This is a genomic window from Rheinheimera sp. SA_1, from assembly GCF_001669775.1.
Taxonomy (GTDB): Bacteria; Pseudomonadota; Gammaproteobacteria; order Enterobacterales; family Alteromonadaceae; genus Pararheinheimera.
In genome coordinates, this window is the sequence record NZ_LXWK01000020.1 from 63,415 (window position 1) to 90,342 (window position 26,928).

The following is a 26,928-nucleotide window of genomic DNA, read 5'->3' on the forward strand; positions in this document are numbered from 1 at the left end:
TGTGCATCCTGGAAGATACAGGTGGCCGGTGTCGCGGTTGTGTTTTTACCCTTCATCCTTGAAGCTGCAGGGTTGTTGGCCGCCCTCGCTCACCCCAGTCACTTAGAACAGCTAAGCTCCTGTGGATTCCCTCGGTTGCCGCGGTTCCACCGTGGCCATTCTGCATCTCCAATGATTTTGGGTACATTCCCTTCATCCTTGAAGCTGCAGGTGCACTTTAGCCGATTTTACCAGCCGCAAGTCCGGCCTTTGTTTTGCTCGTCCAGATAAGTCTGCAACGGCGCGAAATAAGCAAGAATGGCCGATGAATCCATCGTTGGCTGACCGGTCAGGCTTTGCATGGCGTCTTGCCATGGCTTGCTGGCACCCATTTCCAACATAGTGTTGAGCTTGGCACCGGCTTCTTTGCTGTTGTAAATCGAGCAGCGATGGATTGGGCCGTCGTCTTTGGCAATTTCACACAAGGCTTTGTGGAATTGGAATTGCTGAATATGCGCCAGGAAATAGCGGGTGTAAGGCGTGTTGCCCGGCACATGATACTTGGCACCGGCATCAAAATCGCTTTCGCTACGGGCAACCGGAGCGCTGACGCCCTGGTATTGTTCACGTAGCTTCCACCAGGCATCGTTGTATTGCTCAGGCGTCACTTTGCCGGAGAACACCTGCCAGCGCCATTGATCAACCAGTAAACCAAACGGCAGGAAAGCCACTTTATCCAGCGCCATTTTCATCAACAGACCAATGTCTTTTGACTCGTCCGGCACTTGTTCCAGCAGGCCAATTTGTTGCAGATATTTTGGGGTGATCGATAAAGCGATGGTATCGCCAATGGCTTCGTGGAAACCATCGTTGGCGCTGCCCTGATAAAAAATTGGCAGCTTGTTGTACGCACGTTGGTAGTAGTTGTGCCCCAGTTCGTGGTGGATCACCGCAAACTCTTCGCCGGTGCGCTCGATACACATTTTGATCCGCAAATCGTCTTTGTTATCGAGGTTCCAGGCTGAAGCGTGACATACCACGTCCCGATCCTTAGGTTTGGTGAATAAAGAGCGGGTCCAGAAAGTCTCTGGCAATGGCGCAAAACCTAAGGAGCTGAAAAATGCTTCAGCGCCTTTGACCATCTTCAGTTCATCATACCCTTTGGCGGCCAACAGCTTGGTGACGTCATAACCCGGATCAGAATTTTCCGGCGCTACTAAATCGTAAATATTGCCCCAGGTTTGTGCCCACATATTGCCGAGCAAGTGCGCTGGAATAGGTTTGTCCTGTGGCACTTTGTCGGTACCGTATTTTTCACCCAGTTTGGCGCGGACATGGCAATGTAACGCCTGATACAGCGGCTTGACGGTGGCCCACTGTTTATCCAGTTCAGCGGCGAATGCATCAGCATCCATATCGTACTTGGACCGCCACATGGCGCCGGTGTCGGCGTAGCCAAGCTCGCGCGCACCTTCATTGGCCAGTTCGACCTGCCGTTGATACAACGGTCGCATTGGCGCTGCGGTATCGTGCCAGCCTTTCCACATTTCTAATTGTTCGTCGTAATTACGCGAACTGGCCATAGTGCCGGACATTTGGCCCAAATCCAGACAAGTGCCGTCAGCTTTACAATATTTGCCTTTACCGTACATGCCATTCAGTTTGGCGGCAAGGCCAGCCAGTTCAGCAGTTTTCGCGCTGTCGGTTGGTGCGGCTAAGGTCAGTGCTTGTTTCAGTAATTCCAGCTGGCGGCGGGTATCCGCGTCCACTTGAACCTGATTAAACCGGGCGGCTTCATTGGCCATTTTGACGATTTTGGCGGTCAGTTTTTCATTGACTGACGCCGCTAAAGCTTCGGTATCTTCGGTAATAAAGTTGTTGGCGATCCATTCGGCGCGGCCGCTTTCGATACTCAACGCTTCGAGCTCGCTGGCGGACTGTTGTAAAAAGGCTTTCGCTTGTTCAGCCGTCGGTGCTGCGGCTTCTGCTGCTACCGGTGTGCTGGCTGCTGGTTTTTCAGCTGCGGGTTGGCAACCGGCCAGCAGTGCTGTGCTGACCAGTAACGCTATTAAACTGGGTTGAAGTGATTTCATCAGAGGTTCCTGTAGGCTTTTATTGTTTTGTTGGCTGTGCTGGCAGTCAGTGATTGCCGACTTATGCAATATTCACTGACTGCCAGCAGTATTATCCTTTGGTTAAATATTTGCAAACCGGTCGGGGCAGTGACGGGTTACTGCCCCATCCGATGTTGAAACTAGGTCGTTGCACCAGTTTCCGATCCTGCGTCAGTTGACGGCTTCTTCGCCGGAACCGGCGCTATATATCCAATCAGCAGCATTAATACCCCAACCACCACAAAGGATAAAATCCGCGCCATCGAACCCTGGTCGGCCAGATCAACGGTAAACAGCTTCGCCACCACCGCCAGCAACAACAGGCCACCACCAAGCCATAATCCGCGAAATTGACGACGGGAAGCTTGTTGCATACTCATGAGTGCCAGCAAAGTCCAGCTAATGGAAAGTGTCATCTGCACCTGCGGGTTTTGCCATAAGAATGCCAGCTGATACGGAATGTCTAACAGCCAGTGCAGACTGCGCAGCAGCACCACGTTCAGCCAGCCGAAACTAAGCAAAGCAAGCAGCTGCAAGGCGGAATTGGTCAGTTTTTGCTGTGGTAACCAAAGGTACAATCCGAACAAACAAACCACGGCCAGCATCAGCAGATCGGGTGCATTGAGTAGTGGCAGATACCAGGCGTTTAGCTGTGCCGGGAACATTGCAACCCAGCCACCCCAAACCAGCAGTAATGCCAGTAACGGTTTCGGCAATACCGTCTGATAATCGCGAGATTCGAAGCTTCCAGGCCAGTGTGGCTGGCGGCTTAACCAGAGCCAGCACAGAACCGGTAGCATTAACATAACAAACAGGCCATAGCTGAAAGTTAAGTCAGTCAGATGCCACAGCTCGCGCCAGCTGAACATTTGCCACAAAGCCAGAGTCACCAGCAACCAGCCGGTGGCCAGATGATAAAAACGGCGCAGTGACGAATTCATCAGCTGGCGTTGTTGGTAAAGCCAAAAGTACTGCATCAGGGCAAAACTCAGGACTCCGGCAATTTCCGCCAGGGTCAGTGGTTGCGGTGATGCCGTGCGCAGGTGTATCAGCGCTGTGAAGGGCAGCAAGCTATGCATGGCTGTTGCCAGCACTGGCCAGCCTTTACTCAGCTGGTAACTCAACAGGCAGCTGAGCGCGAGCAGTAAAGTGAAAGTGCCGCTGTGACTGGCAGGATCCAAATGTGTCGACACTTCCAGCCAAAAGGCCGTCAACCACAACAACCAGCCGATGCCCCATGGAAATAGGGCGGCTTGTTGTTCGTGGCCATGGCCGTATTTTTCCAGTAAGGTCGCCATGATCAAGGCTGGTAATGCCAACAACATCAGATCAATAAAGTCGCCACTCAGCAGCGGCACTGCTCCGGCGTCGGGTAAGTCAAAGGCAAAAAAGCCGGCAAGCGCCAGTAAATAAAGCAGGTAAGCCGCCAGTCTCGACAATAAACGTTGCTGACGTAACCCAAGCCACAATAATCCGGCAGCTTCCAGCGCCCAACTGACCGAAATCCAGTGGCCACTCAGCGCCAGTGGGATCACCAGCGTGGCGAATAACAACGCCAGCGCGATTTGGCTTTCCAGATAAAGTTGATGGGTGGCACCATTCTTTTGCCACAACTTTCGCCATACCAGGCCGGCCATACTGGCGTAAATCAGCGCCAGCAGCGCACTGCTCCAGGCCAGACCATATTCGTATGGGTCCATCAGCACCGCCTGGATGGCAAAAGCCGCCAGCGGTAAACCAAACACCAGACTGCCATCAACCAAGCCGGTTAACTTCGGCGGTTGTCGTAATGAAAACAATAACGACACTGCGAGATACAACAGGAAATAACCCAGCATAAAGGCCTGCACCACAGCATAATCTGCCGGCGAATACTGCAATACTGCCCACCCCAGGCTAATACCAAAGGTAAAAACAAAACCGGTCCAATTGAGTAACCGCCAGCTTTGAAACCAGGCTATCGTCAGAATGCCGAGATTCAGCAGCAGATAAAAACTGAATAAACCGACAAAATTATTGGAACCGTCAGAAGTTAACACCGGCACCATAAAACCACCGGCAGTAGCAAACAATGCCAGTACCTGGGCTTGTTGCCTTACCGCCAGCGCCACCCCAGCGCAGGTGATCAATAACATGCCGGCAAAAGTCTGGCCGCTGCTGAGGATCGGCGCGAATTTCATCGCGGCGAATAACGTCAGATAACAGACCGCCAGACCACCACCTTGCAGAATTAAGCCGTAATGAAAGTTACGGTTTCTGGTGCGCCAGCCAATACCAATCAAGCCAAAGCCGGTCACGCCAATAGCACTCAGTCGCGCTTCAATCGGAAACCAGCCCTGATCCGCCAGATGCCTGATCAAAAACGCCAGCCCGAAAAACAGCACCACCATGCCAATTTTCACCACCGGATTGCCTTCACGTAGATAATTCATCGCCCAGGTCCAGATGCGGGACTGGCTTAGATCGGAAATTGCGCTTTGATCCGGAGTTATCCCAGCCGTGGGTGTTGCCAGGGATGGGGCGGATAAAGATGGCGAGAACTCAGCAGTCGAAGCAGGAACTTGCAGCGAAACATGTTGATTCGCTGCTGCCACGGGCTCTGGCGGAAACAATAATGAAGTAACGTCGATATACTGTGGCGGGCTGCCAGTTTCGGCAAATTCAGCGGCCGCAATAGTTGGCGGCTCTTCGGACAAACTGTTTGCTGCTGTAGAGTCGGCACTTGCAGTGATGATTGCAGCATCGGGCTGCGGTGCCGTTTGCAACGAGGTTAACTTTTGTTCTGCCTGGCTCAACCGCTTGTTTAATAACTCGAGCTTTTCTGAAAGCTGCAGCACTTTGGCCAGTAAAAATCCAAAAACGGCACCAGGCAATACCGCTTCTTCACCCACAAACATTAGTGCCGCGGCAATACCAAGGGCGGTCAGGAGCAGGATCATCACCAAAATTGAGTTCCTTCTTGTGGCGCTATGGCTTTTTAGTTACACAGTAGCTAAGTCATTATCGAACTGCAATCGCTGGAGCACACTGCGTAAATTCAGCGGGTATACCTCATTCTTTTGGCATTTCCTGCATCAGCAGGTAAAACTTATTGCTGTTACCATCTTCAGATTTTGTGGAAAAACTAAAGCTGCGACCCCGAGCCCAGGCCTGTTTTCTAAGTTCAATGTTTAGCTGCATTTCCAAGCCGTCCTTCAGATAAAGCCCGGTAATTTCACAGCCGTTTTGTCGGCAATGCACTTTATCGAGCTGAATCAAGTGCTGGTTTTCGTTTGTCAGATAAAAATCCCGCAGTCGATGTTCAGTCAGCGTAGCCCAATGATGGTCAATTTCAGATTGCTGAAATGCACGGATCAACTGTTTAGTGGCTGCGGGTTGCCATTGTAAAATTTGATAGGTCGATTCCGGATAGTGTTGCTGCAAAAATTGCCGCCATTGCGCATCATCAACTTGCTCTGTGTATTCCCGTCCATCCTGTTGTGCCACTTCTGCCAGCAGATCCTTGCCGGTTGTGTTCACCGCGGTCTCTGAAGTGGGAAGAGCTTCAGCTTTTGGTTTTTTGCCGATTTCAAGAGCTACCGGAGTGTGAGTTGTTGCCGCTGGCGGAGAAGTTGAGATTGAGGGGGAAGTCTCGGTTGGTGGAGCTATCCGCTCCGTGGTTACCGCACGACCCAGGCAATAACCTATTGCCAATCCTGCCAGTAAAATCAGGCTATATCGTACCGATGCCGACATGTTCAGCTCCTTGTCTGCAAATCCTGCCGGATGTTAACAGGATGAAACAATGACGGCAAGCTACGCTCTGCCAGCAACACGCATCGGTGCAGCTTGTGTCTTTTACTACAACGATGGTGCTGGGGGGAAGCGCCACCAGCTATGCCGGCATTTCCAACCTGAAGCTGGCTGACGGACTGGCTTGCTGCAGCGATAAATCGCCATCCATCGCCTGCATCAGTTGCCGCGATAAGGCCAGGCCGATGCCATTGCCTTTGGCTTTGGTGGTGAAAAACGGCGTAAACAGACTGTGGACCGCGTCTTGGCTAATACCAACGCCATTATCGGTGATGTCGAGCAAAATGCGCTCTTGCCGCCGGCTGATCGTTAAAGTGAGCAGCACTGGTGCGCTCGCTGATACTGCCTGAATAGCGTTGGTGGCCAGATTTAACAACACCTGCTCCAGCAAGGCCGGGTCGCACCACACTTCAGAGCTGATTTCTGTTTGTTCAGGCCATTGCCAGTGCAGCTGCGGGTATTGCGCCTGCAGTAAACGCAGGCTGTGCTCAACCAGAGGTTGGAGTGGCGTGCGGCAGAGTTCGCAGTGAATGGGCTGGGTCAGGCTGCGAAACCTGTCCAGAAACTGCAGCAGATGATTACCACGCTGTTGCACCGTCGCCAGCGCTAATTGCGCATCTGCCAAATCTTCGGCATCAGGCGCCTGTAACAGCTGGCGGACCGATTCAGTTAAGGATGTCATCGGCGTAATAGAATTAGCCATTTCATGGTTCAGCACCCGCAGCAGCTGTTGATAAGCCTGCACCTTTTGTTGTTGCAGCGGGCTACGGATACTTTGTAAGGTTAGCAGATAGCTCCACTCACCCAGCAGGCGGGTGCGCACCATACTGAGAGCCAGCACATCTTCCGGCAGTTGCAGTGTAGTGTGTTGACTCGGCGGTGCCTGCAGCAAACTCCGGACACGCTCCAGTAGCACCGGCCCGGTTTGGCTTTGCAAACGTTGTGCTGCCGGATTTTGTTCCAGCACTTCCCCTTGTTCGGATAAGCGCAGCACTGCAATATCCAGCTGGCTCAATAAAGTTTGCAGGTAATTGGCGCGTGATTCGGCCTGCTCGCGGGCATACAGCAGCTGACTGCGGATTTGCTGCAGTAACGCCGCAGTGGCGGGTTGTTGTTGATCCTGTAGTGACAGATCGGCATTGGCTAAAGCCTGCAGTAGTCGCTGCGTTTGTTGCTGCGGCGCCTGATACAGTTGCCATAGCTGATACAGGCTAAAGCCGGTAAACACCAGACACAGCACTAAACGCGCGCTGAAATGTTGCTCGTTGATCCATAACCAACAGGCAACAACAGTACTGCCCAGCAGCACTGTCATGTTGAGCAGCCATTGGGTTTTTGGGCTCATAAACCGTACTTCTCTAAACGCCGATACAGCGCACCGCGAGTCAGTCCAAGCGCTTGCGCGGTCTGGCTAATATTGCCCTGATAAAAACTCAGCGCCTGCCGAATGGTTTTTGCTTCGACTTGTTCCAGCAAAAACTCCGGACTGGCCGGTACGCTTTGTTGCTGTGCGACGACTGATTTGTCTGGATCAGAATCTGGTGCTGCTGAGGTTAAAGCCAACTGCAACTGACTAAAATCCAGCTCCGAATTCTCACTTAACACCACGGCGCGTTCCAGCACATGCGCCAACTGGCGGACGTTGCCCGGCCAGTGATATTGGCTCAATAAATCAAGCTGCCCAGGCGTCAGCTGCAAACCGCTGCGCTGATACTGTGCTGCGTACAATTGCAGATAATACTGCGCCAGCATCGGGATATCTTCACGGCGTTGGCGCAGCGGCGGCAATACAATTTCGACTGTATTAATGCGGTACAACAAATCCTGGCGGAATAACCCTTGATCGGCGAGTTGCTGCAAGCCCTGATTGCTGGCGCAAATTAGCCTTAAATCAATAGCTTCAGCCGCAGTAGCACCTACTGAAATGACCTGGCGTTTTTGTAGTACCGTCAGTAGTTTTGCCTGATCGGCCAGTGCCAGATTGGATAATTCATCTAGGAATAAAGTACCGCCACGCGCCTGCCGGAAGCGGCCGGGGGCATCGGTGACCGCGCCGGTAAAAGCGCCTTTTTTGTGCCCGAACAGCTCACTTTCCAGCAAACTTGGCGTGATGCTGCCCATATCGACACAAACCAGCGACGCCTGCGCTCGCAGCGATGTCCGGTGAATAGCTTCGGCCACCAACTGCTTACCGGTGCCGCTTTCGCCGAGTAACAAGATGTTAGCGTCGGTGGCGGCAGCCTTATGGATTAGTTGCCGCACTTGTTGCATTGCCGGGCTATCACCTAACAGTGGCTGGCTTTGTCCGGAATTTAACGGGTTGGCATTGAATGCCGGGTTCGGCGCCACCTGTGCCAGCTGGAGGGCGATGATCTGGCGCAGTTGCTCGTTTTGCCAGGGCTTGGCGACAAAATCGCGGGCGCCCAGCTGCATCGCTTGCACCGCGAGGCCAACGTCAGCATAAGCAGTCATCAACACCACTTTTAAGTCCGGCTGTAGCGCTAGCGCCTGTTTCAGGTAATACAAACCTTCAGCGCCGCTGGCCGCGTCCCGACTGAAATTCATATCCAGCAGCAACACCTCAATCCGCTGTGAGCGCAAAATCGTCAACAATTCGCCCGGTTCGTTACTGGTCAATAACCGACAACCCAACGGCTTTAAACACAGTTTGCAAGCCAGCAGCAGATCGGTGTTGTCATCCAGCACTAACACCGCCGGCCGCTCCGACACTGCAAATGGTTCTGGAACTACTACAGGTGACGACATGGCTAAAACTCCGGATGAACGATGTACCACAGGCAACAAATGTGAATTGATGTCGTGGGAATGTTGCCAAAACCAGCACCTTACCTGAAGGCCGGATGCTCTGGCAAGCCAGGCTAAACCCTTGAATAATCGCTGTATCGCCAGCGAAACGGCGCAACTGTCCAGTAATGGACACTTCGCGCTCACAGACTGTCCATGGCTGGACAGTGACTTTATTGGATGAAATGTAACTTGTTGTATTTGTTTAGGTAATTAACTGGCACAGCCCTTGCGAACATAAAAGTAAGTCGAGATTGCAAGGATCCAGAAATGGACAAAATAATTGCGCTACAACCTATCTGGCGCCAGCCGAAATTCCGCTTCAGCGCTTTGACCATTGCCGCCATGCTGCTGGCTGGCGGCAGTTTGTGGCAATGGCGGGCAAATGCCAGTCCGCAGGCCGAACTGCATATCAGTTCGCTGCAAACCGCGCTGGTACGCAGTGAAAATTTCAGCGAAAACCTGCAATTGCGCGGAGTGGTATTGCCACAACAAACGGTGTTTCTGGATGCGATTGAAGGTGGCCGGGTTGAACAGCGGCTGGCTGAGCCTGGCAGTTATGTTGAAGCCGGTCAGCCACTGGTGCAGTTGACCAACACTGCGCTGCAACTGGATTTTATCAGCCGGGAAGCACAGGTCAGTGAGCAGCTTAGTTTTCTACGTACCACCGAACTTGCCATGGCCACCACCGAGCTGGATTTAAAGCAGCAGGTACTGGATGCCAGTCATGCGATCCGTCAGTTGGAACGACAGATCGGCTTTAGCAAACCTCTGGTGGACCGTGGTGTGCTGGCCAAAGAACAGCTTCGTACGATGGAAGAAGATTTAGCCTTTCAACGCGAAAAACTACAGCTCAGCCAACAACGCCAGCAACAGCAGCTGACGGTGCAACAGGTGCAGAAAAAGCAGCTGCAGGACAGCGTGGCGATGCTGAGTAAAAATATCGGATTTGCCCGCCAGCAGCTGCAAAATTTGTTAGTGCGGGCGCCGGTCAGCGGTTATCTGAGCGAATTTCAGGTGGAACCTGGTGAATCCAAAGCGCCGGGTAGCCGGCTGGGTCAAATCGATATTCCCGGTCGGTTTAAGTTACAGGCGCAGGTGGATGAATTTTATTTAAGCCGTATTCAGCCGGGGATGAGCGCCACTTTGCAAAGCCCTGCGACGCCAGCCAATCCGCAGTCCATTCAAATCAGCCGTATCGATAGCAGAGTGGTGAATAACCAATTTAGTGTCGAACTGTTACTGCCAGAGCAATTTCAGGGAAAACGAGGCCAGACATTGATTTTCGATTTGCTGCTGGAGCAAAGCACCAGCCAAAGTCTGGTATTGCCGCGGGGCGCTTATTTAACTGACGGCGGCGGCCAGTTTGTTTATGTGCTGGACCAAAGAGGCAAAGCAACCCGCCGTGCCGTGCAGCTGGGCCGGCAAAGTAGCCAAAGTGTGGAAATTCGCACTGGTCTTGTCGCGGGCGAAAATGTCATCATCTCCAGCTATCGCGATTTTCGCCAGGCTGACCAACTCCAATTCAACACAGGGAACGCATTATGATTGAACTGAAACAACTCAGCCGGGTATTTCGCACGGGTCAGCTGGAAACCACAGCGCTGAATAATATTCATCTGAGCATTCAAAGTGGCGAGTTCGTTGCCATTATGGGGCCGTCTGGTTGTGGTAAATCGACTCTGCTCAGCATCCTTGGCATGCTGGATAGCCCAAGTCGCGGTCAGTATCTGTTTAAACAGCAAGATGTGGCGCCGCTGAAGGAACATCAGCTGGCCAATATCCGCAAACAACATCTGGGTTTTGTGTTTCAGAGTTTTAACCTGATTGATGAGCTGAGTGTGGCTGAAAACGTCGAATTGCCGCTGCAATACCTGGGTGTCGGCAAAGCAGAACGCGAACAGCGGGTGGCTTTGATGCTAAAACGGATGGCGATTGACCATCGCGCCGATCACAAACCGCTGCAGTTATCCGGTGGTCAGCAGCAACGGGTGGCTGTAGCGCGGGCTTTGGTGATTAACCCAAGCCTGATTTTGGCGGATGAGCCGACTGGTAACCTCGATTCGAAAAACTCGGAAGAAGTGATGCAGTTATTGTCTGAGCTGAACCGGCAAGGCACCACCATTGTGATGGTGACGCACTCAGAGCATGAAGCGCAGTACGCCAGCCGGATCGTCCGGATGCTGGATGGGCAGATTGTTTCCGAGCGGGTGCTGGAGGTGAAATATGGCTAGTCGCATCTCTACCCTGGGGCAGGCGTTGAATTTACGCACCGGCTGGCGGTCGTTGTGGCGTCAGCAACTGCATATGCTGCTGAATTTGTCAGGCTTGGCGCTGGGCTTAGCAGCGGCCTTATTGATTTTATTGTTTGTCTGGTATGAACTGGGTTTTGATCAGCAGCAGCCAAATGCAGAGCAGAGTTACCGGTTAGAGCAGCACTTTGAGTCCTTGGGTCAGCGTTTTCCGGTGGCAAGCCCAGCGATGATCGGTTTGCTGCAAAATTATGATGCTGGCATCAAAGTCACCCGGATGACGTCAGCGGCGCCTGATGTGGTGGTGCCAAGCCGCGGTCCGCAAGGGCTGAAACTAGTGCACCCGCTGGCGGTGGAAGCCAATTTCACTGACTTTTTTCAGGTTAATGTGCTGCAAGGTGATTTGGCTGTGGTGCTGCAAAGCCCACAACAAATTGCATTATCGCAACAAGAAGCCGAGCGGTTATTTGGTTCGGCGTCAGCGCTTGGCCAACAACTGCAGCTCGGCGACAAACCTTATCAGGTCGGTGCGATTTTTGCGCCGCTGTCAAAACAAAGTCATTTGCCTGCCGGTTCGCTGCGCCGGATTGATGAGAACGATATTAATCGGCCGTTGCGGATCAATAACGTCTATACGTACCTGCACTTACCCACTGGACTGGACTTCGAACCTATGCTGCAGCAGCTGACTACGCAGCTGAATCAGCAAGCTTATGACGGCCGGCAAATGACTGAATTAAAGCTGCGTAAACTGACCGATATCCACTTACATTCGGCGTTGTCGCATGAGTTTAAAGTGAACGGCTCGTACACCACAGTACAGATTTGCCTTGGCCTTGCCGCTTTGTTAGTGGTGATTGCCGGTATCAACTTCGTCAATATGAGCATCGCCAGAGCGGGTCAACGCGCTAAAGAAGTGGGTGTGCGCAAAGCGCTGGGCGCCAGTCGTGGCCAGCTGATCGCGCAGTTTTTGCTGGAATCGTTGTTATTGGTGGCGATGGCCGGTTTGTTGGCGGCGGTGCTGGTGGAGTTGTGCCTGCCTTGGTTTAGTCACTTAGTCGATCGGCAACTGACCCTGGATTATCTCGGTGGTTTTGGCTTCATGCTGAGCGCGGTGGTCATGGTGATTGGTTTGCTGGCAGGAGCGTATCCGGCGTTTTTTCTTTCGGCCTTTGATGCCAAAAAAGTGCTGAGTGGCGATTTTCAGCGCGGCCAGACGGCGATTTGGCTGCGGAAATTGTTGCTGGTGTTGCAAGGGGCGATCAGTGTTGGGTTGTTGGTCAGTACCTGGGTGCTGCAGCAACAACTGACCTTATTGCAAAGTATGCCAACCGGCTATGATCGGCAGGCCAGGCTCAATATCAGCGAAATAGATAATCAGCAAATGTTCTGGGACAACACCCACAGTTTAACCAATTTATTAGCGCGCCAAAGCGGTGTGCAAGCCGTGACGATGTTGGATATGAATCTGACCGATACCATTTCCCAGGCGCAAACTCTACAAGTGCCGGGGCAACCCGATTTACCTCCGGTGCGGCAGTTAGGGGCTGGTTATCAGGTGGTTGCAGCAGCGGGTTTCCGTTTGCTGGCGGGGCGTGATTTTAGTGCCGACTTTGCCGACTGGTATCAGGCAGATGATAAACAAGCGCAGGCTGCAGTACTCATTACCGAATCGTTGCTACATAAAGCCGGTTTGCAAAGTCCGCAGCAGGCGATTGGCCAAGTCTGGACGATCCCGGGTGAACAGGTGCCGTTGAAAGTGCAGGTGGTTGGGGTGATTGCCGATTTACAAATCGGTTCGGCCGTGGGAACACCCGAACCACTACTGGTGATTTGTGGTCGTTCGCCGATGCGCACTGCTCAGTTGCTACTCAAAGTTGATCCGGCACAAGCGCTAACGCTACGCCCGTTGTTAGAACAGCAAGTGCAGCAGAAATTGCAAAAAAACGAGCTGAAAAGTAGCTGGTTAGCCGATGATTTTTATAGTCTGTATCAAGGACAACGTCGGCAAAGCCAGGTGGTGACGTTGTTTGCGCTGCTGGCTGTTGGCCTGACCTTAGCGGGTTTATTTGGTTTGTCGGCATTCAGTACTGCGCAGCGCAGCCGGGAAGTAGCAATGCGTAAAGTGTTGGGCGCCAGCCGACTAGCGTTGGTGCAACTATTAGCCAATGAATATCTGCGGTTGATGGCGGTTAGTATCGTGCTGGCGACCCCGCTGACCTATTGGTTATTAGGACAATGGCTGGCGCAGTTTTCAGCGCAGGTAACACAATCGCCTCTGGCTTATCTTGCTGCCGCGGCTTTAACTCTGGGGTTAAGCTGGCTCACCGTCGCCAGCCTCGCCTGGCAAGTGACCAATCGATCGCCGGCGATGGTACTGCGGCAACTCTGAGTGAGTTATGGTGTTTGGTTGAAGGTCTGTGGGAATATCAGGGGGCGACAGGTTGTTATCCCTGTTGTTCCGGCGGCAGGTGTTGAATGACCGAAACTTTGCTCTCTACACAACCAACAACCGGTAACTACTCCGCTCGCCCGTTCGCGCCTCCCGCGCTCACTGTTGAATGCTCACTGCGCAGTTACCGGTTGTTGGTTTGGGGACTGTTTTATTAAGATAAATGTGTGGTTTGAGTTAATTGCGGATTTAACTCCGTATTCATTGCCTTGTCCGCTGAAACATATTTTTATATTTGATTTTATTTGGAGCGATTCAAGTGTTCGGCAATGAGTGACAATACAAGTGGCTTCAACGATTTTGAATCGAGCACTTCAAAATTATCAAAGACCATTTCAACCCCAGACTGATTATCCATAGCGATCTTCAAATTCATCAACGAGAAATTAGCCTTACCTTTCCCTTCTTTGACTGCTTGGGCAATTGTTGGGCCTATACTGCCACAAGAAACGTACATGGGCCCGTTACGCTCAGATAGTTTATCTAGATCTACACCATGTCTTGCTACGACAGTCACTGTTTCTTCTTTGCTATTCATTGCATCGACCTTATTTTCTAATGAATCTGTCCTTTAGCCAACGTAAAGTATAGTCGGCAGCAAGTATTCATTGGTCCTAGTTGTTTTACTAAATGATGCACGAAATCACTGGTACCTAATGGCCATATTTTGGAAGATAATACAATTTCTTGAACATAGTATGAGTAGCGCTGCTTTTTGGCCCCGTAAAGCGAGCCGGTGGTTTGGCCGGTTTTGAGGTTTTAAAACTGCACACTGTTTGAGCGATTTGACGTTAGCAAATCGCGAGTTTGCGCAGTTGCCTCAAAATCGAGACAAACTTCCGGGCTTTCGAGCGATCCGGGGTCGCCTTTTCTTTGGTTCTTTCTTTTGGCGAAGCAAAAGAAAGATACTCGCCGTAGGCGAAACCCACGCCAGGCCTGCATGGCCAAACAACCATAAAGCAACGCAGTTTGCACTGCGCTGTGCAAATCAGCTCACCTACAACAGCGCCAACGCCTGCGACAAATCTGCAATTAAATCATCAGCATCTTCCACACCAATACTTAACCGCACCAATTTGTCGGTGACACCGGCTTTTGCGCGATCGGCGGCGGTCATGGCGGCGTGGGTGGTAGAAGCCGGATGACAGGCCAGACTTTCTAAATCGCCTAAGCTTACCGCTTGGGCAAATAACGTCAGGTTATCCAGCAGTGTTGCCGCTGCGGCAAAACCACCGGCCAGTTCCAGCGCGACCATGCCACCAAAACCACCTGCGGTGTCTTTAATCACCTGGTGGCCGGGATGTTCAGCAAGCCCTGGGAAAAACACTTTTTCCACTTTTGGATGTGCTGCCAGAAATTCTGCGACTTTTTGTGCTGCAATCAGGTGTGCGTCCATCCTAAGTGGCAGGGTTTTTACACCGCGTTGTAATAAATAAGCTTCTTGCGGGCCCATCGGTGCGCCGATGTGTTTCAGCGCAATAGTGCGGATGCGCTGGATCAGTGGGCCGTTGCCTGCAACCACACCAGCAATAATGTCACCATGACCACACAAATATTTGGTGCCGCTGTGCATCACTACATCAACCCCCAGTTCCAGTGGCCGGAACAGGTATGGCGTTAAAAAGGTGTTGTCACAGACGGTAATAGCGCCAATTTCGCGGGCGACAGCGACAATTTTGCGGCTGTCGATGACTTTCAGTGTTGGGTTGGTGATAGGTTCCCACAATACTAAACGGGTGTTGGCGCTGTGATTGGCGACAAAATCATCGTCGCTGCTGTAGCTGGTCACTTTCACGCCAGCGCGTACTAAGGTATTGCGTAAAAAGGCATCGGTGCCGCCGTACACCGGGTCAATAAAGGCCACTTCATCACCTTGTTGGGTCAGGGCGTAGACAATGCTGCTGATCGCCGCCATACCGCTGGCGACCACGACTGCTTCATCAGCGCCTTCCATCGCTGCCAGTTTTTGCTCCAGCGCGCTGGACGTTGGATTGCCCATCCGGCTGTAAATATACCCCGGGTTCTGCCCGGCGAAACGCGCCTGACCTTCAGCGGCAGTGCCGTAGCTAAAGGTGCTTGTCAGATAGACCGGGGTGTTTAAAGCGCCGGTGGATGGATCCGGTTGTTGGCCAGCGTGAATAGCGAGGGTGCGAAATTTCATCAAAGTACCTGCTTGAATAAATGCTTGATGCGCCACTGCATTGGTGCAATCAGAAGTTGAAAACTGTTATACAAAGAGTAGCTGTTCGCGCCAGGAAAGCGGAGCCTTCCGGACGCACAGCGTTATGGGTTGCTTGTTGCAGTGTGTAGCGTGTAACTGAACAGATTTGTTAGCCTGCCAGATCCAAATCCGCATAATGACTAGCGGCAACATCGCGGTGCGAACGCAAACGGCCTTTCAGCACATTCTGTCCAACCTGATAAAACAACGGGTTACGTGGATCAGAAGCCGGGCCTTTGGCTTCAGCGGCTAAATGTGATGGCAGCTGTAATAGCGGTACTGTGGCATCCAGCTGCGCTGCCATAAAAAAGGCACAGGAATAACGCTCGATACCGGCCACCGGACTGGTGACTCGGTGTAAGGTCGCTTTTAAGTAGCCGTTGGAGGCCAATTCCAGCAATTCGCCGATGTTCACCACAAAAGCACCGGGTAATGGTGCAGCGCCAACCCAACCATCGTCGGTCAATACTTCTAAGCCGGATTGATCAGCTTGCAATACCAGCGTCAGATAACCTGGATCTTTGTGGGCGCCAACCCCTTGTTTACTGCTGCTGGCTTGTTGGCCCGGGTAGCGAATAAGTTTCATATGCTGGTAAGGACCTGCAGCAATGGTCGGTTGTAGCGCATCGGCAGGTAATTCCAGCGCCTGCATAAAAGCACCCAGCAAAGTTTCTGTTAAATCAGATAGTTGCTGCTGCCAGCCCAGCATTTCGTCTTTAAAACCCGGCATAGCCTCTGGCCACTGATTTGGGCCAATCAGCCGGCGCCACGGCTCTGTTGATTCTGGTAAGCCGCTGACAATGTCTTCGCGCATGATGTCGAATTGTTCACGTTGATCGGGCTGGCCGAGTGTTAGCTCACCGGCGACTCCGGTATAACCACGAAAATGTGGCGAGTGGATCATCTGCACCGCTTTTTTCGCGGCACTTGGCAGGGCAAAAAACTGTTTCGCCAATTGTAATACCTGTTGCTGGCGATGGTCGCTGATGCCATGACCCACCAGATAAAAGAAGCCGACATCACGGGCGGCGTGGCGCAGCTGCTGTAAAAACAGCGCCTGCTCAGTGGCCGTTCCGCTCAGCTGACTTAAATCCAGCACTGGTAATTGTGGGCGCGTAACAATATGCATCACAGACTCCGACTCTCAACATCGACCACAACAAGCTGCGATTACAGCCATGCCGGTCATTCAATGAGCGCATTTAATCAGGCTGTCTTCCGATAAAACATGACCAAAACTCTCTGATTAAGTTTTTTTTGATATAAGCAGATGGCTGGATAGATAGCAGTTTTAATAACTAAAGTAGTTTTGTAAGGTTGGACGGATTTTTTGGGTGAATGCCTGACAGCAGAATAAGCCGCACAGGAAATGATTTCAGAGTAACACTATGAAAAAGTTACATATTTTATGGTAATTAAACATGGATGCTCGTGAATCAAAGCTCTCTTGACGCCCAGCTATTTAGCCGTCTGCTTACAACTAAAAGATCTGTAATAGCTGAATTATTGCTAAAGGGCCTCAGTCTGCTGATCAATCTCCCCTATAGGATTTGCCAGGAAAAGGACCTTGAAATGGTGGCTGCGACTTTAGCCATCTTTGTCGCGCCATTTCATACTGTTCTTTGTGAACCAGGTGGGGGTAAAGGTTGTATTTGTTTAACAGACAGATATTGAGTTGTATTTAAAAGCGATTTTGGGTACAGCTCAGCGGCATCCGGGAAGATGTCATGCAACAACGAATAAAGGACTATGGATGGACAGTTTGGTGGTGAATACTCAATTCGCCTTGATGGTAAAGCGCGGCGCAATCTGTAAAAAAACTGCTGGTGTGAAGCTTTGTTGAGCCATTTTTTAGAAAGCTAACCTTTGGCTGCGGTGCTCCATTACGTTTTTTCATATTGCTGCTCACTGTGCTTTTGGCATTATCAGCATGTTCGTTGCGACCTGATCCAGAGCAAATGCTGAGTTCCGTGATGGCTAAAGAGTTTCCTATGAAAAAAACGGACTCGGTACAGAAAGTGTCATTACATGCAGTGATGCATTACCGTTCGTTTTTTCATAACGACTTTTACACAGTGTCTTTTTATCCCGGTAAAGATGGCGCATTGCATCCCTATCAAAGGCAAGATCTACAACTGTTATGGCATAGTCCGCTGCAACAGTTTGATGTAACTATTCAGTATGATGAAACCCTGCAGCACTGTGCAAAACAGCTGCAGCAAGTGCCTTTGGCGCAATATTTTCCGGTTGAGTACTTGATGTCAGAAAGCCAGCGCTTACCTTTGACGATTGTGCTGACCGGGCAATCCACTTTTGCTACGCTGAACCCTATAGATCCCAAAAAACCGATGCTTCGTTTTGTATTTCGTTATTCATGTGATAACTCGGATCCCAGAGAGTTTTTTCTTGGGATGACCGGTACGGTTTACCATGAAACTGTGCATTATTTTCAGCAACATGATAGTGGACGCTATGACCGGTATTATCCGGCACATCATGATACCGCGCGGCAACAGGCGATATTGCGGGAAGCGGTTGCAAAGATTCAAGGGGCTTGCGCACAGTTGCTAGCTCCCATCTTTACTTCAATGTTGATCACCAAACCCACAGATCACAGCCGACTTGTACTTGCTGACACTCCGGACAATGCTGCGCAACATTCTATAGCCGGAGGCTTGCTTGGCATCATTTGGCTTGGACGTTTTATCGACAACGAAGGCTTTATTCACAAAACCAATACCGCCCAATATGAACAGGTGCGGGCAGCTTGTAGTGCGGATAGTAGCGAGTTGATTCAACAGGCTGCAGCTATTGTTGCTGAGCGGGTTATTGCTAAAGCACCTGCTGACTAGGTTTGTTAATTTCGGGGGTCAGAGTTAATTGTTAACAGAATGCTGTTAACAATTAACTCTGACCCCCAAATAAAAAGCCCTGCCAGTTTCCGGGCAGGGCTTGTGTCGACCTTCAAAAAAACGAAGTTACATTTTAAACGACACAGTGCTATAGAACAGCTGGCCGATATTGTCGTAGCTGGCTGAACCGGTACCGGTGCCGGTGGTGACACCTGGCAGGTTGCGGTCAAACAGGTTGTCGATGCCGACAGTCCATTTCACACCGCTGCTGAATTCATAACCCAGGCTGATGTCACTCACAAAGTAACTGCCGTAGTTCATGATGTCCGACGGATCCGGGTTAATCGCCAGTGACTGATCAGTATACAGGCTGATACCGCTTAAATGACGGGTCTTCCAGGTTGCAGTCCAGGCATCGCGGTTATAAGCCACGCTGTAGTTTTCCTGCCAGGTCGCTTCACCTTCTGTACCAGCGCGCTGTTCAAATTCAGCCGGGTTGTTCTGGAACGAGAAAGTTTTGCGTGAATCGAGGTAAGTACCAACCACTTTGGTTTTAACCCGGCCACCGGCAACATCAAAATCGTAACCCAGTTCGAAGTCGACACCTTCAGCGGTTTGTGCGGCCACGTTCAGCGTGCTTGACGTGATCAGTTCCAGCTCTTTGCTGGTTGGATCACGAACGATTTGCTGACAGAACACATTGTTAATACCGTTTGCTGAATCAACACACTTGTTGACCACGTTTTGTGCAGAAACAGTGTCGATAGCGTCGTCAATTTCAATCGACCAATAGTCGACGGTCAGTGTCGCGTTTTCAATCCACTCCGGCTGATAGACAAAACCAATGGTGTAGCTGTCTGACTCTTCTGCTTTCAGATTGCTGTTACCACCGGACAGGCCTTCAATGCTGCTGCCGGTTGCAGTGGACACAAACTGCGCCGGAACCCCTAAAGCGGCACAGTTAGTGACGCGGTTGGCGCTTTGCTTGTAACGGATATCACAAGGATCGCTGACGCGGAAGAAGGTCTGATTCAGTGGACGATACAGCTCACCAATGTTTGGCGCGCGCAGAGCGACTGAATAGGTGCTGCGGATCCGTAATTCGTCGGTCATTGTCCAGTCCAGACCGGTTTTCCAGCTGGTGGCTTCACCGATGGTGCTGTAATCGGCATAACGGGCAGCGGCATCAAAGGTCAGATCCTGGAATGGACCCACATCGCTCAGCAGCGGCACTGTCACTTCTGCGAACATTTCTTTGACGTGGAACTTACCGTGGGTGGCTTGCAGTGCGTTCAGGAAAGTTGCACCTGTGGCGGCAAAAGCATCCGGCACGTTATCGCTTTGTTCATGACGGTATTCCACGCCACCAGCAAAACCGATGCCACCGGCTGGTAAGTCATACAGGTTGCTGTTGGCAAAAGATGTACCGACAACCCGTTGTTTAATCTTCGCTTCTGAAAAAGCTGTGGTGTTAAACCAGTTCGCTGCAGCCTGGTTCACTGCGCCGTTACCGAACACAGACGTCGGCACACAACCGGCGGCACGAGCGGCCACATCACGGCAAACGATCTGGCCGTTGACGTTAATGGCATCAATCGATTGCGCCCAGTTTTTCCGGATCAGGTTGTTGAAGTTTTTCTGTTTCAGCGTGGTCTGGCCATGCGTCACAAAGCTATCAATTGACCAGTCGTCGTTCAGCTGACCTTTCAGGCCCAGGTTAAACTGATCGGTGATCCGGGTGTTTTCTTCCTTGCGACGGCCCGCATCTTTGTTAAAGCGGTGTACGCTGATAGTCTGCTTGTTGCTGGCATCCATCAACGCGCCCAGGCTTGGGCTGACAAAAGCGTTGTCGCGCTGGATCACCAGTGCTGAACCGTATTCAAAAAACGATGGTTGACGATCGGTGTAACCTTCATTCACCACGTGTTTGGCTGAAGCGCTCAGCGTCATTTCCGGCGTCAGGTCATAATCGCCTTTCAGGTTGAAGCTGTAACGATCAAAGTTTGGCTGTAAATCGTCGTAATCACGCAGGTTCAACAGTTCACAGTTCTGACAGGCTGTATCAGACGCAAACACGGTACCCATCTGCTGTGGACGCACTGAACCGTCCGGGTTAAAGGTATACCAAACTTTGTTCAGCAGGAAGTTACCGTTGACTGAACTGTCGTAATAACCGGCATTTGGTAAGGTAATGCGGTCAGGCACGCCATCATGAATGGTATTGCCAGCGGCATCTTTTTGCGTTTCTTTGTTGGCAGGGTTGGTCACGGCAAACCACGGCGTGCGGGTCAGGCTGCGATCGTTGGCATTCATACCATCCTGAGTGGCGAAATCAGCAGCAAAAGCCACGTTGCCATCGCCATTGGCGATATCCTGACCGTAAGAGAAGGTCAGTTTCTGGTTGTGGTACGGATTGTCATTGGCCTTGCTGGCAGTGGCTGAAACGTCCAGACCCTGAATATTTTTCTTCAGTTTGAAGTTCACCACGCCTGTGACAGCATCAGCACCATAGATGGCCGAAGCGCCACCGGTGATAATTTCAACACTTTCCACCCAGGCGGTTGGAATGGTGTTGGTATCGACAGAGGCCGTACCGGCACTGCTAGCCACATGACGTTTGCCATCAACCAGCACCAGAGTACGGGAAGTGCCCATACCACGTAAATCCAGTAAGCTTAAACCGGCCGTGCCAATTGAATTACCTGAGTTGGCCAGAGAGTAAGTAGAGGCCAGAGCTGGCAGCTCGTTTAAGGCTTCACCGATATTCAGCGCGCCGGTTTCCAGCAGTTCAGCACCACTGATCGATGTGACTGGAGAAGGAGAAATAGCGCCTTCGCGCATAATCCGGGACCCGGTAACTTGCACCCGCTCAACGGCGGCTTCAGTTTGTTGGGCAACAACGGCTGTGCTCAGCAAAGTGCTGGCAGCGGCTGCCGAATACAGACTCAGTCTGATTGCTTGGTTTAATATTGGACGACGAAACATGTACACCTCAAATTGTCGAAATTAGTTGCGCTAGTGAAAGACCAATTTCAGCTTTTTAGTACCTGGAAATAACACAAAACGTGCCCCGGTTTTCGGGGCGGCGGATTCTATAGAAAAAACCGGCGCTGCCGCCAAAAATGCGATGGAAATCCGGACTTCCGCAATCAACTGCTGATCAAAACAACAATCCGCATAGCAAATAAACAAAAATTGTCGCTTCTGTGAACAGCGCTTTCTGGCGATGGGATGACTCGGCAAGACTTGATTTGCATGGTCTTGCTGAGTTTCAAAGCGCAGGTTAGCTGCAGCAGCATTCGATGAATTGGCATGGTATTTATTGAATCGGTGAGGCGTTGCAACCACTTATTTTGCAATTTGGCTTGGCAAGCAAATGGCTTTCAGCTATAAATGTAAGTGCTTACATGTGGCTAAAAATGCGTATAGAACCGGCATTTTTGGTTCCACGTGAAACGCGCTTTTGGTGTGAATATGACCCCGGTTGATCTGGCATGGGCAACAAAGTTGGCTGGTGGTTATCGCGCTGATTTTGTTTGTCAGATCAACTTTATCTTCCTGAGTGAAATCTGCTCTCCCTCAGTCGCCCTGTTCCCGTTTGTCATCCTCGGAGAACAGGTGCGGCTGATTTTCTACTGTGAAGTAACTAGCTTTGTTCAGGGAACAGCAAAATCATCTCTGCTGCCGAACAATGGCAATCAAAACCACAACGCACACAGGCATAACCCTGCAAACTTTCGGCGCGCCATTTATCCGGATGCTCTTTGATCAGCACCCCACCATGCCGGCTGAAATACTTCACCGCCGCATTGCCCGGACTTTGTTGCCACAAGTGCGCTAAACCTGCAATCGCACCTTGTTGTTGTAAGGCTGCTATCGAAAGTTGCAGTAATTTTCCGCCAATGCCACTTCCTTGTTGCGCCGGTGCCACGGTATTACATTTAAAATAAGCGACTTTTTCCGGTGGCACTGGCCATAAGTCCGGGCTACACCATTGATCTAAAACCCATTGTCCTGCCGCAAATGCCAGCCGGAATCCCACCAACTGGTTCGCATCCGCATAAGCGACAAAACTGGCATTTTGCTGCTGCACCAAACCACGGTCGAAATATTGTTGCAGGACTGCGGGTGTCAGATAACCATCACCATGCACCAGATTGCCAAGTTGCAACACCGCAGCAAAATCTTCGGGCTGCATCGGTCGGTAGTGGATGTTGTTGATTGTATTCATGCTGTGGTCTGAAAGGCTTGGCAAGGTAGGTATATCTTGCCATGATTAGGCGCATAACTACAAAGGGCTCCGCCCTGAATTCCGACTGACCCTCAGTAAGCAGATACGAAGCAGACTTCTTATGACAGCAGCAAAAAATCCGGCCAGCGCCATGTACGATCCGATGCACGATATTTTTCCCGGTCAACATCAACCTTACCCTGATAGTTATTGGGCGGCGCAATCTGGTGAGGCGCCGGCCGATGACGGCATGTTAAACGGCGACATCAGTGTAGATGTGGCGATTATTGGCGCTGGTTATACCGGGCTTTCCACTGCGTATCATCTGGCGACCGAACATGGTGTGAAAGCCGTGGTGTTGGAAGCCAATCAGACTGCCTGGGGCTGCAGCGGCCGCAATGCCGGATTTGTGCTGAAGTCCAGTGGGCGTAAACCTTATGCCCAGATGCAAAAACAATGGGGCGATGCGGTGATGCACGGCATTTACCGCGAGTTTTGTGAAGGTGTGGATACAGTTAAAGCGCTGATTGCCAAAGGGATTGATTGTGATATGCAGCAACCCGGTTATCTGCGGATGGCGCATAAGCCGTCAATGTGCAAAGTGTTACAAGCGCAAGCCGAATTACAGCAAAAAATGTTTGGCTATCAAGTCGAAGTATTAACGCAGCAACAAGTGCGGCAACAATATGTCGGTGATCAACAAGCCTTTGGTGCTTTGCGCTATGCCGATGGTTTTGGGGTCAATCCGTTGAAACTGGCCTGGGGCTATCAACGGCTGGCGCGGGACGCCGGCGCCCGTATTCACAGTGGTTCACCGGTGATTGACTGGCAGCAACAGGCCGGCAAGCAATTATTGATCACACCATCGGCGCGGGTGCAGGCGAAGAAAGTGGTGATTGCCACCAATGGCTACACGCCGAAAAACTTTCATGCCGGAGTGCAGGCGCGCACTTTACCGGTGTTATCGCAGATTATCGTCACCGAACCGTTAACTGCTGAGCAACTGGCAGCCTGTAATTTCCTGACCAGTCACGTGGTGATGGATACCAGAGCCCTGAAATACTATTACCGTAAACTGCCGGATAACCGGATTTTATTCGGCGGTCGTGGCGCCATTACCGGTAAAGACGCCGCCAATCCATATTACGCTGACCGGTTGCTGCAGGTGTTGCAGCAGAGCTTTCCGGCTTTGCGGCAAGTTCGTTATCAATATAAATGGTCGGGCTGGGTCTGTATGGCGCTGGATGATATTCCACATATTTATCAAGCAGATGAACGTGGTGATGTGCTGTACAGCATGGGCTACTGTGGCAGTGGTTTGTCGTTTTCGGTGCAAGCGGGTAAGCGCCTGGCAGAGCGGGTCATGGGCATTGCCCAACCGGCATTGCCGCTGTATCAAACGGCTTTGCCTAAATTTCCATTGCCAGCGCTGCGTCGGTTGGGACAGTGGGGTTATTTTCATTACGGTAAATATAAAGACCTGTGGTTTTAAGGCCGCCACACCGGGAAAGCTCCATCAACACCACAGAAGCAAACCGGCTGCTGATGGTGTGAATTTGCATTAAATCTCAGTTCTGCCGGTCTTATTGGATGTTTTTTGGCCGGTGCTTGCAAGGCACTCACTTGGTGCCAATCGCCTGGTTTATGGTCAATTCAGGTAAATATGTATAATATTTGTTTATTTAATTTGCAGTTTTGTGTTGAATTTATGCCGGAATCGGCCTACCATGCCGATCGTAGCTTAATGGAGCAAAGCGCATGATTGTAATGGAACTGTTACCTAATTTTAATGAACTCTTTGTCGCCTTTGGCGTCCTGTACTTTTGGTACGCGCCATTAATTCTGATTTTCAGCCGCCCCGGACTGAATTTCGCCCAACGTCTGCGTTGGGGGATCGTCTGTCTGGCCTTGTCGTGGCTGAGTTATTTCTGGTTGAAGCAACAACAAAAAAGTTAATTTGCAGTTATTTTTGCTAAAAAATAGCCGATTTGACGGAGTTAAAATTTGGCAGCTATTTATCCTGTTGATTTGTAATGAATATATTTTGGCGCAGCATTTGCTTTCCTCAATTAACTTATTGCTATCAGGATCAACATGATGTCCGCCACAGCTTCTTCTTTTCCAAAGTTCTGCCGCAATACCTGGTTAATTACCCGCTTTGAATTATTTCGTTTGTTTGGCAGCCCACGCGGTTGGTTTGCGTTAGCGGCATTTGCCGTGATCTGGTTTTTAATTCTGCGTTACCCCATTTTTGAAGCAAGTTCTGCCCTGCAGCAAGCCGACACCCAGGCTATGTTGAGTCGGGTTTTTGGCATGATCGGTATGTACAAGCTGATGGCCTGGCCGCTTCCCGAACTTATCGTGTACTGGCTGATTAGCCTGGTGCTACTGCCGCTGGCCGTTGTCATCACCAGTGCCGATCAGACCAGTAGCGACCGCTCGCGGGGCACCTTACGTTTTCTGACCTTACGGACCAGCCGCGACACCATTTTTTTCGGTCGTTTTCTCGGGCAGTGGCTGGTGCAAGGATTGCTCATCGTGATTTCATTGGTCGCAACACTCGGGCTTGCGGTGTGGCGGCAACACAGTTTGTCACTACCGGCATTAGAGGCAGCTTTGATCATGGCGCTGAATCTGGTGATTGTGCTGGCACCTTTTACCGCGCTGATGGCGTTATGTTCGGTGTTAGTGCGCTCGTCGAAACTTGCGGTTTGTCTGGCGATCGTTGGCGGTGGTGTGCTGGTTGGTCTGATTAGCTGGGCTGGCTGGTATTTTCCGGATGTGTTGCGGTTGCTGCAATATATGCCTGGTGCGCAAGTGCCGGCATTACTCAGCAATCAGGGGTGGTCGACCTTTAAAGAAGTGACCTTACCACTGGCACAAACCGTGGTACTGCTGGCGCTGGGCCGGATCGCATTACAAGGAAAATCATTATGAGCACTATTATTCAGGCGCAGCAATTATCTAAATCTTTTGGCCGGCATCAGGTTCTGCATTCCCTGAACTTCTCCCTTGAAGCTGGCGAGCCTATTGCGCTGATTGGTCCAAACGGTGCCGGCAAAACTACTTTATTCAGTATTTTGTGTGGGTTCCTGAAACAAGACCATGGCAATATTGAAATCTTTGGCCAAAAGCCAGGCAGTGAGGGATTGTCCGGCCGGGTGAGTGCATTGCCACAAGATGCGATGCTGGATCCGAATTTCTCCATCGGTACACAGTTAACCTTTTATGGCCAGTTACAAGGCATGAATAAAGCCACGGCCATCGCCGAAACCCGCCGGGTATTAGCCTTGGTTGATTTAGCCGATTATATCTCGCAAAAAGCCACGGTGCTGAGCCATGGTATGCGCAAACGTGTTGCGATTGCTCAAGCTCTGTTAGGGCAACCTGAGCTGGTGCTGCTGGATGAACCAACCGCTGGCCTGGATCCGGTGAATGCCTTGCAAGTGCGGCAAATCATTGCAAATCTGACGTCTGAAGCGACTTTTATGATTAGCTCCCACAACATTTTTGAACTGGAACGGCTCTGTGGCACCGTGTTGTATCTGGAGCATGGCAAGCTGGTACAGCAACGTTCGGTACAACAAGGCGCTGTCGGTTATCTGAGTTTGCAACTCGAAAACGCCGATGCTGCGTTGGTACTGAATGTGCTTCGGCAGTTGCCCGGTGTTAGCAGCGTTGAGAATGCACAGAAAAACGAATTTGCTATCCACTATGACCGCGAACTGGCACCTGATCTGGATATCACCCTGATTGGTGTGCTGCGGGCCCAGGGCTGGCAGTATCGCAGCCTGACGCAGGGACGAACTTTAGAACAGCAGTTATTTGCAGTGGCAAACGGCTAGTACCGACGATGAGGCGTGCGTCTGCGGTGTGATGTTAACTTTCGAGGAATTGCAGTTTATCTGGTACGCCATTCCAAAGGTCGGCATCGGTCGGGGCTGCTTTGACGGTGTTGATATTGGGCCAGACCAGCGCCAGTTCGGCATTCAGCTCGATAAATGGCTGTTGCCCTTCAGGTAAGGCGTCGTGTTGAAAAATGGCATTGGCCGGACACTCTGGCTCACATAAACCACAATCAATACAAATGATTGGGCTAATAGCAAGGAAGTTGGGGCCTTCAAAAAAGGCGTCCACTGGACAGACGGCGACACAGTCGGTGTATTTACATTTGATACAGTTATCAGTGACGACAAACGCCATGTTGACCTCCACAAACCACGGGCCCAA

Annotated in this window: 20 protein-coding genes; 8 read left to right on the forward strand and 12 right to left on the reverse strand. The window is 51.2% G+C overall.

All coding sequences use genetic code 11. The features are described 5' to 3' along the window. Positions 1 to 227: 227 nt before the first annotated feature. From A5320_RS20085 to A5320_RS20105, 5 genes are all read right to left on the reverse strand, one after another. Positions 228 to 2,072 carry a M2 family metallopeptidase gene (locus A5320_RS20085; RefSeq protein WP_068069501.1) on the reverse strand — a complete coding sequence of 615 codons (1,845 nt, stop codon included), beginning with the start codon at positions 2,070 to 2,072 and terminating at the stop codon, positions 228 to 230. A 161-nt stretch (positions 2,073 to 2,233) separates the two neighbouring features. Then, on the reverse strand, positions 2,234 to 5,032 hold the full coding sequence (locus tag A5320_RS20090) for a DUF2339 domain-containing protein (protein ID WP_231916799.1): 2,799 nt from the start codon (positions 5,030 to 5,032) through the stop codon (positions 2,234 to 2,236). A gap of 112 nt (positions 5,033 to 5,144) precedes the next feature. Further along, a complete protein-coding gene (locus A5320_RS20095) occupies positions 5,145 to 5,828 on the reverse strand; it encodes a hypothetical protein (RefSeq protein WP_068069508.1) in 684 nt (227 codons plus the stop codon). Between the two features lie 139 nt (positions 5,829 to 5,967). Then, on the reverse strand, positions 5,968 to 7,230 hold the full coding sequence (locus A5320_RS20100; protein WP_068069510.1) for a sensor histidine kinase: 1,263 nt from the start codon (positions 7,228 to 7,230) through the stop codon (positions 5,968 to 5,970). Next, positions 7,227 to 8,651 carry a sigma-54-dependent transcriptional regulator gene (locus A5320_RS20105; RefSeq protein WP_068069512.1) on the reverse strand — a complete coding sequence of 475 codons (1,425 nt, stop codon included), beginning with the start codon at positions 8,649 to 8,651 and terminating at the stop codon, positions 7,227 to 7,229. The genes A5320_RS20100 and A5320_RS20105 overlap by 4 nt, the downstream gene beginning before the upstream one ends. Before the next feature lie 309 nt (positions 8,652 to 8,960). On the opposite strand from A5320_RS20105, the gene A5320_RS20110 reads away from it, so the two are divergent. Genes A5320_RS20110 through A5320_RS20120 form a run of 3 tightly spaced genes read left to right on the forward strand, consistent with a single transcriptional unit; the run spans position 8,961 to position 13,334 of the window. After that, positions 8,961 to 10,238, forward strand: a complete 1,278-nt coding sequence (locus tag A5320_RS20110; protein WP_068069514.1) for an efflux RND transporter periplasmic adaptor subunit — start codon at positions 8,961 to 8,963, stop codon at positions 10,236 to 10,238. Beyond that, positions 10,235 to 10,924 carry an ABC transporter ATP-binding protein gene (locus A5320_RS20115; protein ID WP_068069516.1) on the forward strand — a complete coding sequence of 230 codons (690 nt, stop codon included), beginning with the start codon at positions 10,235 to 10,237 and terminating at the stop codon, positions 10,922 to 10,924. Before A5320_RS20110 ends, A5320_RS20115 begins: the two co-directional genes overlap by 4 nt. After that, positions 10,917 to 13,334: an ABC transporter permease gene (locus A5320_RS20120; RefSeq protein ID WP_068069518.1), complete on the forward strand. Its 2,418-nt coding sequence runs from the start codon at positions 10,917 to 10,919 to the stop codon at positions 13,332 to 13,334. Before A5320_RS20115 ends, A5320_RS20120 begins: the two co-directional genes overlap by 8 nt. A gap of 301 nt (positions 13,335 to 13,635) precedes the next feature. Here the strand turns inward: A5320_RS20120 and A5320_RS20125 are convergent, their stop codons facing one another. The 3 genes from A5320_RS20125 to A5320_RS20135 form a co-directional block, all read right to left on the reverse strand. After that, positions 13,636 to 13,932: a hypothetical protein gene (locus A5320_RS20125; protein ID WP_068069520.1), complete on the reverse strand. Its 297-nt coding sequence runs from the start codon at positions 13,930 to 13,932 to the stop codon at positions 13,636 to 13,638. Positions 13,933 to 14,391: 459 nt separating this feature from the next. Beyond that, positions 14,392 to 15,555 carry a trans-sulfuration enzyme family protein gene (locus A5320_RS20130; protein ID WP_068069522.1) on the reverse strand — a complete coding sequence of 388 codons (1,164 nt, stop codon included), beginning with the start codon at positions 15,553 to 15,555 and terminating at the stop codon, positions 14,392 to 14,394. Between the two features lie 169 nt (positions 15,556 to 15,724). Then, the gene (locus tag A5320_RS20135; protein ID WP_068069524.1) at positions 15,725 to 16,744 is read right to left on the reverse strand and encodes an isopenicillin N synthase family dioxygenase; all 1,020 of its coding nucleotides are present in this window, start codon (positions 16,742 to 16,744) and stop codon (positions 15,725 to 15,727) included. A gap of 862 nt (positions 16,745 to 17,606) precedes the next feature. Between A5320_RS20135 and A5320_RS20145 the strand changes: the two genes are divergently transcribed. Then, the gene (locus tag A5320_RS20145) at positions 17,607 to 18,467 is read left to right on the forward strand and encodes a hypothetical protein (RefSeq protein ID WP_157606144.1); all 861 of its coding nucleotides are present in this window, start codon (positions 17,607 to 17,609) and stop codon (positions 18,465 to 18,467) included. Positions 18,468 to 18,593: 126 nt separating this feature from the next. On the opposite strand, the gene A5320_RS20150 is transcribed toward A5320_RS20145, so the two are convergent. From A5320_RS20150 to A5320_RS20160, 3 genes are all read right to left on the reverse strand, one after another. Next, entirely contained in the window at positions 18,594 to 21,452 is a 2,859-nt protein-coding gene (locus tag A5320_RS20150; protein ID WP_068069529.1) for a TonB-dependent receptor domain-containing protein, read from the reverse strand. A 30-nt stretch (positions 21,453 to 21,482) separates the two neighbouring features. Next, positions 21,483 to 21,815 (reverse strand): hypothetical protein, encoded by a 333-nt coding sequence (locus tag A5320_RS20155; protein ID WP_068069531.1) that lies wholly within the window; start codon positions 21,813 to 21,815, stop codon positions 21,483 to 21,485. 298 nt (positions 21,816 to 22,113) lie between these two features. After that, on the reverse strand, positions 22,114 to 22,698 hold the full coding sequence (locus A5320_RS20160; protein WP_068069533.1) for a GNAT family N-acetyltransferase: 585 nt from the start codon (positions 22,696 to 22,698) through the stop codon (positions 22,114 to 22,116). A 121-nt stretch (positions 22,699 to 22,819) separates the two neighbouring features. Between A5320_RS20160 and A5320_RS20165 the strand changes: the two genes are divergently transcribed. The 4 genes from A5320_RS20165 to A5320_RS20180 all read left to right on the forward strand — a co-directional run bounded on the left by A5320_RS20165 (position 22,820) and on the right by A5320_RS20180 (position 26,543). Further along, positions 22,820 to 24,190 carry an NAD(P)/FAD-dependent oxidoreductase gene (locus A5320_RS20165; protein WP_231916797.1) on the forward strand — a complete coding sequence of 457 codons (1,371 nt, stop codon included), beginning with the start codon at positions 22,820 to 22,822 and terminating at the stop codon, positions 24,188 to 24,190. A gap of 266 nt (positions 24,191 to 24,456) precedes the next feature. Beyond that, on the forward strand, positions 24,457 to 24,654 hold the full coding sequence (locus tag A5320_RS20170; protein ID WP_068069535.1) for a hypothetical protein: 198 nt from the start codon (positions 24,457 to 24,459) through the stop codon (positions 24,652 to 24,654). Positions 24,655 to 24,792: 138 nt separating this feature from the next. Further along, positions 24,793 to 25,635: an ABC transporter permease gene (locus tag A5320_RS20175; RefSeq protein ID WP_068069537.1), complete on the forward strand. Its 843-nt coding sequence runs from the start codon at positions 24,793 to 24,795 to the stop codon at positions 25,633 to 25,635. Further along, on the forward strand, positions 25,632 to 26,543 hold the full coding sequence (locus tag A5320_RS20180) for an ABC transporter ATP-binding protein (RefSeq protein WP_068069539.1): 912 nt from the start codon (positions 25,632 to 25,634) through the stop codon (positions 26,541 to 26,543). The genes A5320_RS20175 and A5320_RS20180 overlap by 4 nt, the downstream gene beginning before the upstream one ends. Positions 26,544 to 26,577: 34 nt before the next feature. On the opposite strand, the gene fdxA is transcribed toward A5320_RS20180, so the two are convergent. Beyond that, entirely contained in the window at positions 26,578 to 26,901 is a 324-nt protein-coding gene (gene fdxA / locus A5320_RS20185; RefSeq protein ID WP_068069681.1) for a ferredoxin FdxA, read from the reverse strand. Positions 26,902 to 26,928: the final 27 nt, after the last annotated feature.